Annotated in this window: 13 protein-coding genes and 1 pseudogene; 1 reads left to right on the top strand and 13 read right to left on the bottom strand. The window is 65.6% G+C overall.

Annotated elements, in window-relative coordinates; all coding sequences use genetic code 11:
• Positions 1–29 precede the first annotated feature (29 nt).
• The 8 genes from ABIA45_RS33630 to ABIA45_RS33595 all read right to left on the bottom strand — a co-directional run bounded on the left by ABIA45_RS33630 (position 30) and on the right by ABIA45_RS33595 (position 10,598).
• Positions 30–623: a TRAP transporter small permease subunit gene (locus ABIA45_RS33630; RefSeq protein ID WP_035998480.1), complete on the bottom strand. Its 594-nt coding sequence runs from the start codon at positions 621–623 to the stop codon at positions 30–32.
• A gap of 9 nt (positions 624–632) precedes the next feature.
• Positions 633–1,631 (bottom strand): TRAP transporter substrate-binding protein, encoded by a 999-nt coding sequence (locus ABIA45_RS33625; protein ID WP_404654899.1) that lies wholly within the window; start codon positions 1,629–1,631, stop codon positions 633–635.
• A gap of 33 nt (positions 1,632–1,664) precedes the next feature.
• Complete coding sequence (locus ABIA45_RS33620) at positions 1,665–3,323, bottom strand: hydantoinase B/oxoprolinase family protein (protein WP_271542913.1); 1,659 nt, start codon at positions 3,321–3,323, stop codon at positions 1,665–1,667.
• Positions 3,324–3,325: 2 nt separating this feature from the next.
• A complete protein-coding gene (locus tag ABIA45_RS33615; protein WP_404654898.1) occupies positions 3,326–5,410 on the bottom strand; it encodes a hydantoinase/oxoprolinase family protein in 2,085 nt (694 codons plus the stop codon).
• Between the two features lie 140 nt (positions 5,411–5,550).
• Positions 5,551–6,372, bottom strand: a complete 822-nt coding sequence (locus ABIA45_RS33610; protein WP_271542911.1) for an NAD-dependent protein deacetylase — start codon at positions 6,370–6,372, stop codon at positions 5,551–5,553.
• 74 nt (positions 6,373–6,446) lie between these two features.
• Positions 6,447–8,246 (bottom strand): cation:proton antiporter, encoded by a 1,800-nt coding sequence (locus ABIA45_RS33605; RefSeq protein WP_271542910.1) that lies wholly within the window; start codon positions 8,244–8,246, stop codon positions 6,447–6,449.
• Between the two features lie 131 nt (positions 8,247–8,377).
• Positions 8,378–9,214: an SDR family oxidoreductase gene (locus tag ABIA45_RS33600; protein WP_404545977.1), complete on the bottom strand. Its 837-nt coding sequence runs from the start codon at positions 9,212–9,214 to the stop codon at positions 8,378–8,380.
• A 70-nt stretch (positions 9,215–9,284) separates the two neighbouring features.
• Positions 9,285–10,598 carry a solute carrier family 23 protein gene (locus tag ABIA45_RS33595; RefSeq protein ID WP_404545975.1) on the bottom strand — a complete coding sequence of 438 codons (1,314 nt, stop codon included), beginning with the start codon at positions 10,596–10,598 and terminating at the stop codon, positions 9,285–9,287.
• A 126-nt stretch (positions 10,599–10,724) separates the two neighbouring features.
• On the opposite strand from ABIA45_RS33595, the gene ABIA45_RS33590 reads away from it, so the two are divergent.
• Positions 10,725–12,059 (top strand): dicarboxylate/amino acid:cation symporter, encoded by a 1,335-nt coding sequence (locus ABIA45_RS33590; protein WP_404654897.1) that lies wholly within the window; start codon positions 10,725–10,727, stop codon positions 12,057–12,059.
• Positions 12,060–12,250: 191 nt separating this feature from the next.
• Here the strand turns inward: ABIA45_RS33590 and ABIA45_RS33585 are convergent.
• The 5 genes and pseudogenes from ABIA45_RS33585 to ABIA45_RS33565 all read right to left on the bottom strand — a co-directional run bounded on the left by ABIA45_RS33585 (position 12,251) and on the right by ABIA45_RS33565 (position 17,268).
• Positions 12,251–13,865: pseudogene (locus ABIA45_RS33585) on the bottom strand (ABC-F family ATP-binding cassette domain-containing protein).
• 171 nt (positions 13,866–14,036) lie between these two features.
• Positions 14,037–14,384 carry a RidA family protein gene (locus tag ABIA45_RS33580; protein ID WP_028138431.1) on the bottom strand — a complete coding sequence of 116 codons (348 nt, stop codon included), beginning with the start codon at positions 14,382–14,384 and terminating at the stop codon, positions 14,037–14,039.
• Between the two features lie 54 nt (positions 14,385–14,438).
• The gene (locus ABIA45_RS33575; protein ID WP_271542905.1) at positions 14,439–15,560 is read right to left on the bottom strand and encodes an FAD-binding oxidoreductase; all 1,122 of its coding nucleotides are present in this window, start codon (positions 15,558–15,560) and stop codon (positions 14,439–14,441) included.
• The gene (locus ABIA45_RS33570) at positions 15,557–16,975 is read right to left on the bottom strand and encodes an NAD(P)/FAD-dependent oxidoreductase (protein WP_404654896.1); all 1,419 of its coding nucleotides are present in this window, start codon (positions 16,973–16,975) and stop codon (positions 15,557–15,559) included. The genes ABIA45_RS33575 and ABIA45_RS33570 overlap by 4 nt, the downstream gene beginning before the upstream one ends.
• Positions 16,972–17,268, bottom strand: coding sequence for a (2Fe-2S)-binding protein (locus tag ABIA45_RS33565; RefSeq protein ID WP_271542903.1), 297 nt, complete (start codon positions 17,266–17,268; stop codon positions 16,972–16,974). The genes ABIA45_RS33570 and ABIA45_RS33565 overlap by 4 nt, the downstream gene beginning before the upstream one ends.
• Positions 17,269–17,297: the final 29 nt, after the last annotated feature.

The raw sequence follows: 17,297 nt of genomic DNA, 5'->3' as shown, positions 1-17,297 counted from the left end.
GATCTTGGATCCGGATGCGGGCAAGGCGATCATTCGACGGGCGAGGCCTTCATGCGATGATCCTCCAGCGGCAGGCCGAGCGCGGCCTGGATCGCACGCGCCAGGAACTGCAGCGTCAGCAGCAACATGCCGAAGGTGACGATCGCTTGCGGAAACCACAGCGGCGTGTCGCTCGAGGTCGAGACCTGGCCGCGCACGAAGGCGCTCCAGGCGAATTTCGCCATGGCCATGGTCAGGAACGCCATGAAGGCGAAGCCGGCCGCCGCCGAGAGGATCTCGAGCGCGCGCTGCACCGGCACGGGTGCGTTCTTCAGGAGCAGCACGACGCGGATGTGGCCGCCGACGCGCAGCGTCATGGCGGCGCCGAAAGTGAAGGCCGCCGCCATCAGATAGGAGGAGTATTCCCACGCGATCGAGATGGTCGGCGGGAAGAACGGCAGGAAATTCGAGAGGAAGCGGGTTGCGACCTCGCACAGCATCAACAGCGTCAGCATCAGGAGACAGAAGCCGCCGATCCAGCCGTCGAGCCGGCCAAGGCGATCGATGCCGTCGAGGACGATGCGCAGCGGCGCGGGCGCCGCTGCGTTGAGGCTTTGCGATGCTTCGGGCGAAAGGCTCACCACGCCTCGTCCTCAGCCGCGCTTGATTTCAGCGAGATAGGCTCGCACCGGCTTGTCCGCCGCCGGCACGCGCTTGAGGAAGGCATCCAACTGCGGCGCGGTCTTGGCCCGGATGTCCTTCATCATGGCGTCCGAGACCGGCACCACCTCCATGCCGCCTTCCTTGAGGCGATTGAGGCTGTCAACGTCGGCCTTGAGCGAATTGGCCCAGAAGCCGGGCTCCATCTTCGCCGCGATGTCAGCGACCAGTTTCTGTTGATCGGCGCCGAGCGCCTTCCAGGAATCGAGATTGACCGTGAGCATCTGCGACGACCAGACATGGTTGGTCGGGTAGACGTATTTCAGGAACTCCCAGAACTTGCCGTCGACGCCGGACACCGACGAGGTGGAGACGCCGGACACGGCGCCGGAGGCAAGCGCGGGAATGGTCTCGCCCCAGGGAATCATCACGGCCGCCATACCGATGGCATTGAGCATCTCGACCGCATTCTTGTCGGGTACGCGGATCTTGATGTTCTTGAGGCCCTCGACGTCGGCGACCTTCGTCTTCAGATGCAGATATTGCGTCGGCCATGGCACGACGTAGAGGATCTTCTGATTGTTGCGCGCGGCGATCTTCTCGTATTCGGGCCGCACATATTTGTGCAGCACCTTGAGCTCGTCCACGGAGCCGCAGAGGAAGGGGATGCTCTCGACGCCCATGAAGGGCTCGTCGCCGACCTGCTGGATGTTGAGGACGTCGGCGAGCGGCACCAGGCCGTCGCGCACGGCCCGCAAGTGCTCGGGCCCCTTGAAGCCGAGCTGGCCGCCGGCCTTCACGGTGATGGCGACCGCACCATTGCTCTGCTTCTTCACCTCCTCCGCAAACGCCATCGCGTTCTGGGTGTGGAAATTGCCGTCGGGCCAGACCGTCGACATATCCCAGCTCGTTGCCGCCCGGGCGCGAGTCGAGATGTGGCCGGCGGCGAGCAGCGTCGCTGCGCCCACAGTGAAGTTCCGTCGCGTAATCATTGCTCCCCTCCGTTTACCGAGCGTGTTGATGCATCAACGCGCGTACCCATAGACCTTGACTGCGTTCTCCGAAGACACGAGACCGCTTGCGACGTCGTCGTTGACGGCCGCGCGATCGCGCTCCCTGGGATCGCCGATGCCGGCACCGCCGGGCGTCAGCACGACCAGCCGGTCATCCGGCGGCACCTGCTGAAAGCCCTTGCCGCGCAGCTTCTTGCCGGATTTGAGACCGACATAGCCGGCCTCGCCGTTCTGGCCGCCGTCCCGCCCGCGCGGCGGGTGGTCGATGCGGTCGAACGCGGCGAGGATGTCGAACGGCGCATCGACCCCGCTGCCGACTTCGATGATCTGGCCGAGGCCGCCGCGGGTGCGCCCTGCCCCGCCGGAATCCGGGCGCAGCTCCTTGCGCCAGAAGATCAGCGGCGTCTGGGTCTCCGCGATCTCGACCGGCGTGCCGCGCACGCCGCTTGGGTAAGCGGTCGCCGACAGCCCGTCCTTGCCGAAGCGCGCACCGGTGCCGCCGTTGGAGGTGACTGCCATCGAGAACCCGTAATTGCCGCCGGCGCCGGAGCGGGTCTGGCCGCGCACGTTGAGATTCCACAGGCAGGAGGTGCCTTCCGCAGGCACGCGCTCGGGAATGATCTGGCGCAGGCAGCCGAACACGACGTCGGGCAGCATCTGGCCGATGACGTGGCGCGACGCCACGGGCGCCGGCTTTGGCGCATTGAGGATGGCACCAGCCGGCGCAGACACCGTCAGCGGCGAGAGCGAGCCGGCATTGTTGGGGATCTGCGAGGCGACGACGCAGCCGAGGCCGAACACGGTATAGGCGGTGGTGTAGGACAGCGGCACGTTGATGCCGAACTTCGAGGCCGCCGAGGTGCCGTCGAAATCGACGTGGATGCCGGTATCCGAGATCGTCAGCGTCGCCGCCAGCGTCACCGGCGCATCATAGCCGTCGACCACCATGGTGTTGCGCCAGCTGCCCTTCGGCAGCTTTGCGATTTCGGCCAGCACGGCCTCGCGCGAGCGGTCGCAGATGTAGTCGCCGAGTTCGTCGAGCGTGTCGATGCCGAACTCGGTCATCATCTCGACCAGCCGCTCGCAGCCGACATCGTTGCAGCCGGCGAGCGAATAGGTGTCGCCCTCGGTGTCGATCGGCAGTCGCGTATTGGTGCGGATCATCGCCATCAGCGTCTCGTTGACGACGCCCTGGTCGATCAGCTTCAGCATGGGGATGTAGAGTCCCTCCATGAAGACGTCGGTAGCGTCGGGCCCGAAGCCGATGCCGCCGATGTCCATGAGATGGCTGGTGCAGGAGAACAGCGCGACGACCTTGCCGTCCTTGAAGCAGGGCGTGGTGACGACGAAATCGTTGAGATGACCGGTCCCCATCCAGGGATCGTTGGTGATGTAGGCATCGCCCTCCTTCATCGTCTCGATCGGGAAGTGAGCGATGAAGTGCTTGACCGATTCGGCCATCGAGTTGACGTGGCCGGGTGTGCCGGTCACCGCCTGCGCCAGCATCCGCCCCCTGAGGTCGAACACGCCGGCCGAGAGGTCGCCGCATTCGCGCACGATCGGGCTGAAGGCGGTGCGAAGCAGCACCTGGGCCTGCTCCTCGACCACGGCGATCAGCCGGTGCCACATGATCTGGAGGTCGATCAGGCTCGCGCCATTTGCCTTGCTCATGATTAGGCCGCCTTTCGTTCCATGACGATGCTGCCGGCACCGTCGATATGGGCGTCGAAACTGGTGGAGACGAAGGTCGAGGTTTCGTCTTCCGCGATCACGGCGGGGCCTGCGATGGTCGCCCCTGGCGCCATGTCCTCGCGCCGATAGAGCGGGATCTCGATCACTTCGCCGGCCCGGCCGTCGAAGAATTTTCGGCTGCCGGACGCCTTGGCCGCGGGCTTGCGCGCGACGGAAGCGACGGCGGGCGGATTGCGCGCCTCCGTGGTCGCGAGCACCGACCAGCTCAACACCTCGATCGCGGCGCCCGGGATCGGTCGCTCGAACATCGCCGAATAGTCGGCCTCGAACTTTTGCCGCAGGCCAGCGAGATCGGCCGACGTCAGCGGCCGGTTCGGCAGCTCGACCGAGATCTCGTGGCCCTGGCCGACATAGCGCATGAAGGCAGCACGGCGCTCGCGCACCGGCGCGCCAGCGGCGCCAGGCTCGACCAGCGCACGCGCTTCGGTCGCCATCTCCCGCAAGAGGTCGGAGACAGCCTCGGTGTCGAAATCATCGAGGCGCACGTGCCGGCTGCGCACCAATTCATACGCGATGGGAGCCGCCAGAAATCCGACCGCCGAGCCGACGCCGGCATTCGAGGGCACGATCACGCGGGACACGCCGATCTTCTCGGCGACACGGGCCGCATGCAGCGGCGCGGCGCCGCCGAAGGCGATCAGCGTGTGCTGGCCGACCACCGCGCCGCGCTCGACAGCGTGCACGCGCGCCGCGCTCGCCATGTTCTCGCAGACCACCTCGTGCACGGCATAAGCCGCGGTTTCCGCCGACAGGCCGAGCGGCGCACCGACATCGCGCAGCAGCGCCTCTTTCGACAGCTCCGGATCGAGCTTGATCGTACCGGCCGCAAAGGTATCGGGATCGATCATGCCGAGCGCAACGTCGGCATCCGTCACTGCCGGACGCTGGCCGCCGCGGCCATAGCAGGCCGGCCCCGGCTCCGACGAGGCGCTCTCCGGGCCGACGGTGACGCGCTTCATCGCGTCAACATGGGCAATCGAGCCGCCGCCGGCGCCGATCTCGACCATCTCGATCACGGGGATGCGCACCGGCAGGCCGGAGCCCTTGAGGAAGCGCGCCGCGCGATCGACCTCGAACACGCGTGAGGTCTCGGGCTGGTATTTCTCGATCAGGCAGATTTTTGCCGTGGTGCCGCCCATGTCAAAAGAGAGCACCTTGCTCTCGCCAAGGCGCGCCGCGATCTGCGCCGCGAAGATCGCGCCGCCCGCAGGACCGGATTCGACGAGACGCACCGGAAAGCGCCGCGCCGTCTCGATCGAGGTGACGCCGCCGCCTGACGTGACGAGATAGATCGAGCCGCGGAACTGCTCGACCTGCAGGGCGTCGGCCATGCGGGCGAGATAGCCGTCGATCAGGGGTTGCACATAGGCGTTCGCGACCGCAGTCGATGTGCGCTCATACTCGCGAATTTCGGGACAGACGGCGGAAGACAATGTGACGGAGATGCCGGGCATCTCCTCGGCCAGGATCGCCGCTGTGCGCCGCTCGTGCTCGGGATTGGCATAGGAATGCAGGAAGGCGATGGCGACGCTCTTGACCTCGAGTTCGCGCAATTTCGGCGCGAGCGCCCGCACCGAAGCTTCGTCGAGCGGGAGGCGGACGGCGCCGTGAGCGTCGATGCGCTCGGGCACGGTGAAGCGGAGGCCGCGCGGCGCCAGCGGCTTCGGCTTGTCGATGCTGAGGTCGTACTGGTCGTAGCGGCTCTCCGTGCCGATATCGAGCACGTCGCGAAAGCCTTCGGTTGCGATCAGCGCCGTCCTGGCGCCGCGCCGCTCGATGATCGCGTTGGTCGCGAGCGTCGTGCCATGGATGAAGACGTCGATATCGCTGATATGCGCGCGCGCATCGGCAAGAATGAGCCGCATGCCGTCCAGCACCGCCTGCTCAGGCCGCTGCGGCGTCGTCAGCACCTTGCGGGTTTTGCGGTCTTGTCCCACGTCCAGCACGATGTCGGTGAACGTGCCACCGATATCAACGGCAAGCCGTACCTCGGCTCCCTCGAGCATTCCAATTTCTCCGTGCTGGTCGTCAAGACCGGGTCCAAAAGCGCAGCAATTCCCGTGCCATGACGCATGCCTGTAACGCTGTGCCCGGCTATTTTGCGCGGCACCTATGCAATAGGCAAGGCGTGTTCGCGCCTGAGCGATCAGAGCAGGAATGCAAGCGCCGCCTCGCAGCGCTGCTCGACCTTCAGCGTCAGGAGATCGTCGGCGCGGGTGCGGCCGAGATTGACCGCGGCGATCGGAATCTGCCGTTTCGCGGCGGCCTGCACGAAGCGGAAGCCGGAATAGACCATCAATGACGAGCCAACGATCAGCATGGCATCGGCCTGCGCCAGATGCTCCTGCGCCGTGGCCACCACCTCACGCGGCACGTTCTCGCCGAAGAACACCACGTCGGGCTTGAGGATGCCGCCGCAGGCTTCGCAAGGAGGCACCTCGAAGGAGGAAAAATCCTCGTGCTCCAGATCGGCATCGCCGTCGGGTGCATCGGCGGCATCGAGCGTCAGCCATGCCTCATTGGCGCGGCCGAGCGCGTGCTGAAACTCCTCGCGCGGCGTCTTCGCCCCGCAGCCCATGCAGCGGACCAGATCGAGCCGGCCGTGCAGGTCGATCACCTGCCGATGGCCGGCCGACTGATGCAACCGGTCGACGTTCTGGGTCAGCAGCATCCCGCACCGGCCGTTCGCCTCGAGCCGGGCCAGCGCACGATGAGCATCGTTCGGCCTCGCCTGGCCGAACCGCCGCCAGCCGATCAGGCTGCGTGCCCAATAGCGCCGGCGGGTTGGCTCCTCCGACATGAAGGCCTGAAAATTGACCGGCTGGGTCCGTTTCCAGTTGCCCTGGCTGTCGCGATAGTCGGGAATGCCCGAATTGGTGCTGCAGCCGGCGCCCGTCAGCACGAACAGGCGTTCGTGCCGGCCGATGAAATCCTGGAGCGGAGGTTTTGCCGGAGGGGCATTCGTCATGGCGCATGATGTAGTTCGCGCCGGCCCGTTTTGCCAGATGACGACAATCCCGGCGCATGGCGGCCGCATAGCCGTTATCGCGGCGACCGCCGTCCCGTGAGATCGAGCGGACGAGCTTTCTCTTGTCCCGCGATCCGCGCGGCCTGCTGCAGCGTCAGCCTGAACTCGTCCCGCTTCTCGTGCACGGAGGCGATCGCATGCCCGACCGCAACGCCGAGGCCGACCAGTGCGGCTTCGGAGAGCTGCAGGCTCGCCTCGATGGTTTCCGGCACCGCATCGGTTGCGCCGATCGCGTAGAGGTGCCGGGCATGATCGGCATCCCGCGCACGCGAGACGATCAGCACGTCCGGCCGCACCGCCCGGACCCGCTCGACGACGGCATCGATCGCCGGCCGCGACTGGATGGTGATGATCACGCCGGTCGTCTGCATCAAGCCGCAGGCTTCGAGGAAACCCGGCTCTGTCGCATCGCCAAAATAGACCTTGTGACCGTCGCGGCGATCACGCGCCACGTCGACGGCCGCGTGATCGACTGCGATGTAGTTCAGGCCATGGCTGGTCAGCAGGGAGCAGACCACCTTCCCAACACGGCCATAGCCGACCACGATGGCGTGCGCGCGGTCGCCGGGCGGCCGCACCGCGAGTTCGGGATCGGGCGTGCGTTCGCTGCTCAGTTTCGCGGCCAATTTTCGTCCAAGAATGCTCAGAAGCGGCGTCAGGGCCATCGTCACGGCGGTCACGGCGACGGCAAAGCTCGACACGCGGGGCTCGATCATGCCTCCGGCCGCCGCCATTCCGATGCTGACGAAGGCGAATTCGCCGACGGGGCCCAGCAGGAAGCCGATCTCGATCGCCGCCGGCCATGACAGCCTGAAGAGGCGCCCCAGGATGATGAGCACGATCGCCTTGCCGACGAGAATGCCGACGACGGCGGCCAGCAGCCAGACGGGCTCGCGCAGGAACACGCGGACGTCGATGGCCATGCCGACGGTGAAGAAGAAGATGCCCAGCAGCAGGCCCTTGAACGGCTCCACGGTGGCCTCGATGGCCTTGCCATACTCGGTCTCCGCCAGCATCAGTCCTGCAACGAAGGCTCCGAGCGCCATCGACAGGCCGGCCTGGTGGGCGGCAAGCCCTGCGCCGACAATGACGAACAGGGTCGCGGCAACGAACAACTCCGTCGAATGGGTGCCTGCAACCATCTGGAAGAGCGGACGCATCAATAGCCGTCCGACCAGCGTGAGGAAGGCTACCGCTAGCACCGCCTTCAGGACCGCACTGGAGATATGCGCCACGACCGAGCCACCGCTTCCCGCGCCGAGCACCGAGACGAAAACCAGAATGGGGACGACTGCGAGGTCTTGAGCCAGCAGCACCGAGAAGCTGGCGCGCCCAGCCGAGGTGGAAAGCCGCCTCTCGGCGGACAGGAGCTCGAGCACGATCGCCGTCGAGGACAGCGCAAGGCTCGCGCCGAGGATCACGGCCGTATCGGAGCTCTGCCCGAAGAGAAGCGCCACGCCGAAAATCATCGCCGACGTCGCGAGGACTTGCAGGCCGCCGAGCCCGAACACCAGACGCCGCATCGTCATCAGCCGTCTGAAAGACAGCTCGAGCCCGATCAGGAATAGCAGGAACACAATGCCGAGATTGGCGATACCCTCGACGTTCTTCGCGTCCGTCACGGTGAACCAGTACAGGAACGGGAGGTCCTTGACGAGCGAGCCGAGCCCGAGCGGACCGAGAATGGCGCCGGCCCCGAGATAGCCCAGCACCGGATTGATGCCCCAATGCCGGACGATCGGCACCACGACGCCGGCGGTGCCGAGGACCACCAGCGCGTCACTATAGGCATTGATGTTGATGGTTGTGGTCACGGGCCCTTCACGTGTCGGCGCTCGCCAATAGCGGCAGCGCCATCCACGGTCGATAGCACACGGCGCCGCAGACCCCCAACCGGTCGCGCCCCTCTATCCCACGCGAGGCGCGCGCAACCCCAAGCCGGTTTTCAGCTTGCCCAGTTCTCCCGAAACTCTGGAAACAGCGTCAGGCCCCCGCAGGCATAGATGGTCTGCCCGGTGATGTAGCTGGCGTCCTCCGAGGCGAGGAAGGCGAACACCGCGGCGATCTCTTCCGGCGTGCCGACGCGCCCCATCGGAATGTGGGAGGTGACGACGCCGCGCTTCTCCGGATCGCCGGTCCAGGCCGCATTGATCGGCGTGTCGATCGCGCCGGGACCAACCGCATTGACGCGGATGCGCTGGCCGGCGAATTCCAGCGCCAGCGTGCGCGTGAGATTGGCCATGCCGCCCTTGCTGATCGAGTAAGCGAGATAGCCGGGTTTGGGGATGATCTGGTGGACGCTGGAGCAGTTGATGATGCTGCCGCCTGCGCCGCGCGCGACGAAATGCGCCAGCGCCTTCTGGGCACACAGCACGGCGCCGTTCAGGTTGACGTCGATGATGCGGCGATAGGTTTCGACGTCGAGCGCCTCGCTCGGCGATTCCCGCTGGAAGCCGGCATTGTTGACGAGACAATCGAGACGCTTGAAGCGCGCCAGGACCGTCTCGAACATCGCGGCGATGTCCTGCTCATTGCCGACATCGGCCTTGACGACGATATGGTCGAGCCTGCCATGGCCGCGATCGCTCGATGCGGCTCGTGCGAGCGCGAGCGTCTCGTCCGCCCCCTCGGGACTGCCGAAATAATTGATGGCGACGGTCGCGCCTTCCTGGGCGAGCCGGATGGCAACGGCACGACCGATGCCTTGTGAGGCGCCGGTCACCAGCGCGTACTGGCCGACGAGGCGCGAGGGAAACGGGGTCGAGCGTTCGGTTTGCGGCATGTGTTTTCTCCGGGATGCATCATCATGGATGGATCCGGCGTTTTGTTCCATCCCTCGCAGATGCCGGCATCTAGTCGGCTCGCTGCGCGCGCGGCGAGGTCAAGATCTGATAGAGGATGATCGCGCCGAACGTCGCGGTGCCGATGCCGCCGATCGTGAATGCACCGAATTTGAGCGTGAGATCGCCGGCCCCTGCGATCAGCGCCACCGCGACCGTGATGAGGTTCGCAGGATTGGCGAAGTCGACCTTGTTCTCGACCCAGATTCGTCCGGCCATCGCCGCGATCAATCCGAACAGCACGATCGAAAGCCCCCCGATGACGGGACCCGGGATGGACAAGATGAGCGCGCCGAATTTCGGCGAGAAGCCGAGCAGGATCGACACCAGGGCTGCGAACGCAAACAGCAGTGTCGAATAGACCTTGGTCGCCGCCATCACGCCGATGTTCTCGGCATAGGTGGTGACGCCGGTACCACCGCCGCACGCCGCCACGATGGTAGCTAAGCTGTCGGCGAAAAGGGCGCGGCCAAGATAAGAATCGAGGCTTCGGCCGGTCATGGCGCCAACGGCCTTGATGTGCCCGAGGTTCTCGGCAACGAGAATGACGGCAACCGGCGCGATGAGGAAGATCGCATCGGCATGGAAGCTCGGCGCAGTGAAGTTCGGCAGCCCGAGCCACGGCGCGGCCGACAATTGCGTGAAGTCGATCGGCTTGCCGAAGCCGAGGCCGTTCGCGAACAGCAGGTACAAGAGATAGCCGCCGAGCGCCCCGAGGATGATCGGTAGGCGGCGCCACAGGCCTGGTGCTGCAACGGCGACCACGCCGATGATCAAGACGGTGGCGAGGCCGATCCAGGTGTCGAATGCATTGGCGCTAACTGCCTTGACCGCAACCGGCGCGAGATTGAGGCCGATCGCGGCGACGACGGCGCCGGTAACGGCCGGCGGCAGCAGCCGCTCGATCCAGCCGACACCGGACCACATCACGACCAGCGAAATCAGGCCATACAGCACTCCGGCGCCGACGATGCCGCCGAGCGCAACCGACAGGTTCGGGTTCGGCCCCTGCCCGGCATAGCCGGTGGCGGCGATGACGACGGCGATGAAGGCGAAGCTCGAGCCGAGATAGCTCGGCACGCGCCCGGCGACGATGACGAAGAAGATCAGCGTGCCGACGCCGGAGAACAGAACTGCAACGTTGGGATCGAACCCCATCAACAGCGGCGCGATGATCGTCGCACCGGACATCGCGACGCAATGTTGAAGACCCGAGACGATGGTCTGGCCCCAGGACAGCCGCTCCTCCGGCATGATCACGCCCGAGGTCTTGAGCTTCCAACGTGGAAAATAGCTCTGCTCGTCCGAGCCTGTTGCGATCGTCATGTTTCCACCCAAGTTCGGCGCAACGACCGATGGTCGTGCCAACAGACAAAAACGTGATTGTCGCTTCTGCGGCGCCCATCACATGATGCAAATCATGCACGATCAATCCGTTCCCGAGCCTACATTATGACACAGATTGCGATCCCGTCAGCCATCCAGCGCCGGCACCAGCCCTGGTACAAGATCCTGTACGTCCAGGTGCTGATCGCGATCGCACTCGGCGTGCTCATCGGCTATGTCTATCCCGATCTCGGCAAGGCCTTGAAGCCACTCGGCGACGGCTTCATCGCGCTGATCAAGATGATGATCGCGCCCGTGATCTTCTGCACCGTGGTGCACGGCATTTCCTCGATGGGCGATCTGAAGCGGGTCGGCCGGGTCGGGCTGAAGTCGCTGATCTATTTCGAGACGGTCTCGACCGTGGCGCTCGCGGTCGGCCTTCTGGTCGGGGAGATTCTCCAGCCCGGGCACGGCTTCAACATCGATCCGGCAACGATCGACCCGAAATCGGTGGCGACCTACGTCACCAAGGCCCACGAAGAGGGCATCGTCGCCCATCTGATGGCGATCATTCCCGACAGCTATCTCGGCGCCATTGCGCGCGGCGACCTCTTGCAGGTGCTGCTGATCTCAATCCTGTCCGGCTTCGCCATCGCCTTTCTCGGCAAGGCCGGCGAGCCTATTGCGGATGCGATCGACAAGGCGGCGAAGATGTTCTTCGGCATCATCCGCATCATCGTGCGCGTCGCGCCGATCGGCGCCTTCGGCGCGATGGCGTTCACCGTCGGCGCCTACGGCCTCGGCTCGCTGCTCAATCTCGCCGCGCTGATCGGCACGTTCTATCTGACCAGTATCCTGTTCGTGCTGATCGTGCTGGGTTCGATCGCCCGGCTCGCCGGCTTCTCGATCCTGCGCTTCATCGCCTATATCAAGGACGAGCTTTTGATCGTTCTCGGCACCTCGTCCTCCGAGACCGTGCTGCCGCAGATGATCCAGAAGATGGAGCATCTCGGCGCCTCACGCTCCGTGGTGGGCCTCGTCATCCCGACCGGCTACAGCTTCAATCTTGACGGCACCAACATCTACATGACGCTGGCGACGCTGTTCCTGGCGCAGGCGACCAACACCCATCTGACCATCTGGCAGGAGCTCGGCATCCTCGGCATCGCCATGATCACCTCCAAGGGGGCCTCGGGCGTGACCGGCGCCGGCTTCATCACGCTCGCCGCGACGCTGTCGATCGTGCCTGATATCCCGATCCAGTCGATCGCGATCCTGGTCGGCATCGACAAGTTCATGAGCGAATGCCGCGCGCTGACCAACCTGATCGGAAATGGCGTTGCCTGCGTGGTCATCAGCATCTCCGAAGGCGAGCTCGACCGCGACGCGCTGCACGAGACCATGGCGCATCCGCTGGAGATCGGTGAGGCGCTGGAGCCGGGTGGAGGCACGCCGTCGTAGGCCGCGCAGTCGATGGGCAGACGAAGCCTAGTTCCGATGCGGTAGTTTCCCGGAGTAGAAAATCGATGCGGCCCGCGTCACAACACTGGCGTTGGGATCACGGATTTATACTCATTTTTTCCGCCCGACGCGCTGGGGGCAGGGCGTCGGGCTTTTGGTAATCACAGCCAGATCCAGAGCGCCAGGCGGGATCAGACGATCCCGCCATCGATGCGCGGCAAATTGGCGGCAAGTTCGATCCGCCGCGTGATCCCGATCGCCTGCAGGAACGCCTCGTCATGGCTGACGACCAGCAGAGCGCCGTCATAGGCCCGCAAGCCGGCCTCGACGGCTTCGATGGACTCGAAGTCGAGATGATTGGTCGGCTCGTCCAGGATCAGCAGCGACGGCGGCGGCTGCCCGCCCAGCACGCAAGCGAGGCCCGCGCGGAACATTTGCCCACCGCTCAGGCTCCCGACGATTTGCAAGGCGGCATCGGCGCGAAACATGAACCGGGCCAGCGCGGCATGGCACTCGTTCGCACCGGCCTTCGGATTGAGACGCCGAAAATTGTCCAGGATGGAGCGCGCCCGGTTCGAGCAGGCTGACCTTCTGGTCGAACAACGCGAAATCCGGCCTGACCCGCACGATGCCCGCAAGCGGACGCAGCTCGCCCACGATGAGCTTCAGCAGCGTCGTCTTGCCGGAGCCATTGGGCCCGACCAGCGCGACGCGCTCCGGCCCGACCACCGCAAATGAGAGGTCGCGCAGGACAGGCTGCTCCGGCCGAAAGCCAGCGCTGACACCGTCAAGCCAAAGCACCTCCCTCCCCGCCGGCAGGTCGGTTGCGGGCAATTTGACCGAGAGCGGCTGAAGAACCTCGATGCGCCGGCGCGCCGTGTCGATGGCTTGAAGTGCTTCCGCGCGCTGCCGCTCGGCGATTTGCGCATTCTTGCCGCCGGTGTCCTCGCTGCGATCCTTGCGGGCGCCGGCCAGGATGCGCGGCATGTCGCCCTTGGCGCGCTTCTTTCTGCCGCCGCTGTCCTTGCGCGCTTTCTTCTCCGCGGCCTCCTGCGCCCTCCCGTCGATCTCGGACAGGCGGTTCTCGGCAAGCGCGAGATCGTGCCTCACAGCCGCGAGCTCGATGGCCTTCTGCGTTCGAAAGCTGCTCCAATTGCCGCCATATCGTGTCGCGCCGAGCGACGTCAGCTCGACGATCGCATCCATGGTGTCGAGCAGTGTCCGGTCGTGGCTGACGATAATCGCGCCGCCGCGCCAGGCAGCCAGCAGATCGGTGACGGCCTTGCGTCCGTCCTGGTCGAGATTGTTGGTGGGCTCGTCCAGCAGCAGGAAGTCAGGCGCAGCGAACACCAGCGCGGCGAGACGAACCCGCGTGATCTGGCCACCGGACAGGCACGACAGCTCCGTATCGGGAGACGGATCGAACCCGAGGCGCGCCAGCGCGGCCCCAAGCCGCGTCTCGAGCGTCCAGTCGACCGCAGCGACCTCGTCGGCGGAGGCGTCGCCCCGCTCGGCACGGCGCAGCAACTCGAGCGCTGGCCGCACACCGAACATATCCGCCACGGTCGCGCCGGCAAGAACCTGCACGTCCTGGCGTAACAAGCCGATAGTGCCGTTGATCAGAACGCGTCCCGACTGAGGAATATGTTCTCCGAGCATCGACGCAAGCAGCGTCGTCTTGCCAACGCCGTTACGGCCGACGAGACCAGTTCGCTCGGCGCCGAATGTCAGATCGAGGTTTGAGAAGAGAGAGCGGCCGTCAGGCGTGGACAGCGACAAGTTCGACAGGATGATTGAAGCGGGCATGGAGTTCCCCGTGAGCAAGGCGGATGGGCGTTGCGGTCGGGGTGAAATCCATGGCTGCGAAGATCCTGATTGAGGAATTCTCTAACTAGTCCCATCAAAGGGCGAGATCAAGGCGCGGCACGAGGAGGCAACAGCGTGATGGGCGCTGTCGTCCTTCCTCGCCGTGCGCCATCAGCCCTTGAGCGCGGTCACCACCACCTCAATTAGCGCGCCGCCGCCGAGATCGGCGACGCCGACGGTGGCGCGGGTCGGCAGATTGTCGCCGAAGAATTCGGTCCAGGCCGCGTCCATCTCCTTCTTCTTGGAGAGATCGGTGACGAAGATCGAGGCGCTGACCACGCGCGACTTGTCGGTTCCCGCCTCCTTCAGATAGCCGGCGATCTTGCCGAGGATGTTGCGGGTCTGCTCACCCATCGAGACCGAGGTGTCGTCGGCGATCGTGCCGCCGAGGAAGACGAAGCCATTGGCTTCGACGGCGCGGTGCATGATGGGCGTGCGGATGCTGCGGGTGATGCTCATGATGTCCTCTTGTTCCTTTGTTTGAGCATGATCTTTTCGGCTATTCGGATCATGCTAGAGTGCGGAAGGGTGGAAGCGGTCGATGCCGAGATCACTGATGCGGGTCTGGGTGCCGCCGTTGACGATCAGCTCCGCCATCACGGCGCCGGCGCCAGGGCCGAGCTGGAAACCGTGCAGCGAGAAGCCGAACTGGTGATAGAGGCCCTTGTGACGCGAGCTCGGCCCGAACACGGGAATGTCGTCCTTCATCTTGGCTTCGATGCCGGCCCAGGCGCGAACGATGGTGGCGCTACGCATCACCGGAAACAGCTCGAACACGATCTGCGCGCTGGTCGCAAGGCTCTTCCAGTCCAGCACCGTTTCGTTGCGGTCCTGATAAGGCGTAGCCAGATGGCCGCCGCCGATCAGCACGGTGCCGTTCTTGAACTGCTTGAAGGACAGCTTCCGGCCGCGCAGGATCACGACGGGGTCGATGAAGTGCGGAACGCGCGAAGTGATCATCAGCATCGGCGCCACGGTCTCGACCGGCACCGGCTCGCCGAGATCAGCCGCGATCCTGCCCGCCCAGGCGCCGGCCGCATTAACCAGCACCGGCGCGGCAAAGCTCTCCGAACCCGCATCGACGTGCCAGAGACCGTCGTTGTGGCGGATGTTGCCGGCCGCGACGCCTTCGCGCACGGTCGCACCTAACTGCTCGGCCTTGCGGCGGAACGCCGTCGTCGTCTGCGCCGGATTAGCCGCGCCATCCCGGCGCGAGACCACGCCGCCGGGACAGGTCTCGGCCACCGCCGGCACCAGCCGGCGCAGTTCGGCGGCGCCGATCAGCTCTTCGTGGGTGAAGCCCAGTGCGTTGAGCTCGGCGACCCGCGCGCGGCAGGCCGCGAGCTCGTCCTCGTTCTCAGCGACGAGAACCTGGCCGTAGCTCTCAAAGCTGCAATCGTCGTCGAGGAGCTCCGAAATCTTCTCCCAGATTCCCATCGAGCGGATCGACAGCGGGATCTCCGGGATGTGCCGGGCGAGCTGACGAACGCCACCGGCGTTGACGCCCGAGGCGTGGCGGCCGGCATAGTCCTTTTCGATCAACACCGGCTTCAGGCCGGCGAGACACAGATGCAGCGTGGTCGAGCACCCGTGGATGCCGCCGCCAATGACGATCGCATCCACGTTTGTGCTCATCCGCGCACCACGGCCTTGACGTCGGCCTCGCTCTTCGGAACGGCGGCGAGCTCGGCCAGCGTGATCGGCTTCACCGGCGCGCGCAGGCGGTAGTAACCGATCTCCTGCGGGGTCTTGCCGCGCGCCTGCGCCATCAGCTCGGTGACGGTGAGGCCGCAGAGCCGGCCCTGGCACGGGCCCATGCCGGTGCGGCGATAGGCCTTGAGCTGATTCGGTCCGGTCGCGCCGATCGCGACGGAATCGAGCACGTCCTTCGCGGTCACCTCCTCGCAGCGGCAGACGATAGTATCGCCCGAGGGAACGCGGAAGTGCGGCGCGGGGCGGAACAGCGTGTCGAGAAACAGGCGGCCACGCTCGGCCTTGGCGAGGTCGGAACGGAGCGTCGCCATTGCGGGAAGTTTTGCGGCAGAAGCGGGCGCCAGTGCTTCGACCGCGGCGCGCGCGGCAATGCGACCGCGCACCACGGCTGCACTCGCGCCGCCGATGCCGGCCCCGTCACCGGCGATCGCGATGCCGGCGACCGACGAATTGCCGCTCGCGTCCAGCACCGGCGACCAGCAGAGCTGCAGATCATCCCAGCGATGCTCGATGCCGGCGGACATCGCCAGATTGACGTTGGGCACGACACCCTGATGCAGCAGCAACAGATCGGCGGGAATGGTCTCGCGCTTGCCGCCGGCGACATAGCTCACGCTGGCAAGCTGGCCATCACCGGAAGCCGCAAGCTCGGTGACGCCAGAGACGACCTGCACCTTTGCCTTCACTTCGCGCACCATCGACAGGCCCTTGGCGAAATAGGGCGAGGTCAGGAACGCGAAGGCATGCGGCAGCGCGGCGAAATAATTGCCGCGCTCGGTGGTGTCTAGAATACGATCGATGCGGCCGCCAAGCCGCAGGATCTGCGCGGCGAGCAGCCACAGCAGCGGCCCCTGCCCTGCGATCACCGTGCGTCCGTCGGGCACCAGCGCCGAGGACTTCAGCATGGTCTGCGCCGCGCCCGCGGTCATCACGCCCGGCAGCGTCCAGCCGGGAATTGGGAAGGGCCGCTCCAGCGCGCCGGTCGCGAGAATCACGCGTTTCGCCTTGACGAAGGCCGAGGCGCCGCCGATCGAGACGGCAATATCGAGATTGCGGTCGAGGCTCCAGACAGTCGCACGCTGGATGACTTCCGCGCTGCTCGCGCGCAGCGACTGCACGAGCTCGGCCCCGACCCAATAATCGGCGCCGAGCTGATTGCGCTCGGTGACCGGAGTCGAAGAAATCGCACGGAACACCTGACCGCCGGGGCCGATGTTCTCGTCGAGCAGCAGCGTCGAGAGGCCAGCCTCAGCGGATGTTGCGGCAGCAGCAAGGCCGGCAGGCCCGGCGCCGATCACCACGACGTCATAGTTTTCGCGCTTGGGAGCCACGCTCATTTTCCGATCTCCCGCTTGCCCTTCTGAATTTCGATCTGCATGCCCTCGGCGACGGGCACGAGGCACCCTTGCCGGTTGCCGACGCCGTCGATGGTGACGAGGCAGTCGAAGCAGACGCCCATCATGCAATAGGGCAGACGCGGCGCGCCGCTGACAGCGGTGGAACGCCGTGCGTCGCAGCCCGAGGCCAGCAGCGCGGCAGAGACGGTGTCGCCCTGGCGCGCTGCGACGGCGACGCCGTCGACGAAGATCTGCACCTCTGGCCGGTTGTCCTGTTCGGATCGCTTGAACATGGGGATGCCTCTTGGCTCCTTCTCAGAAT

This window comes from Bradyrhizobium sp. USDA 336 (assembly GCF_044908355.1).
GTDB classification, from domain to species: Bacteria; Pseudomonadota; Alphaproteobacteria; order Rhizobiales; family Xanthobacteraceae; genus Bradyrhizobium; species Bradyrhizobium yuanmingense.
The sequence above is the reverse complement of the archived record's forward strand: the minus strand, read 5'-3'. Positions and strand labels throughout refer to the sequence as shown.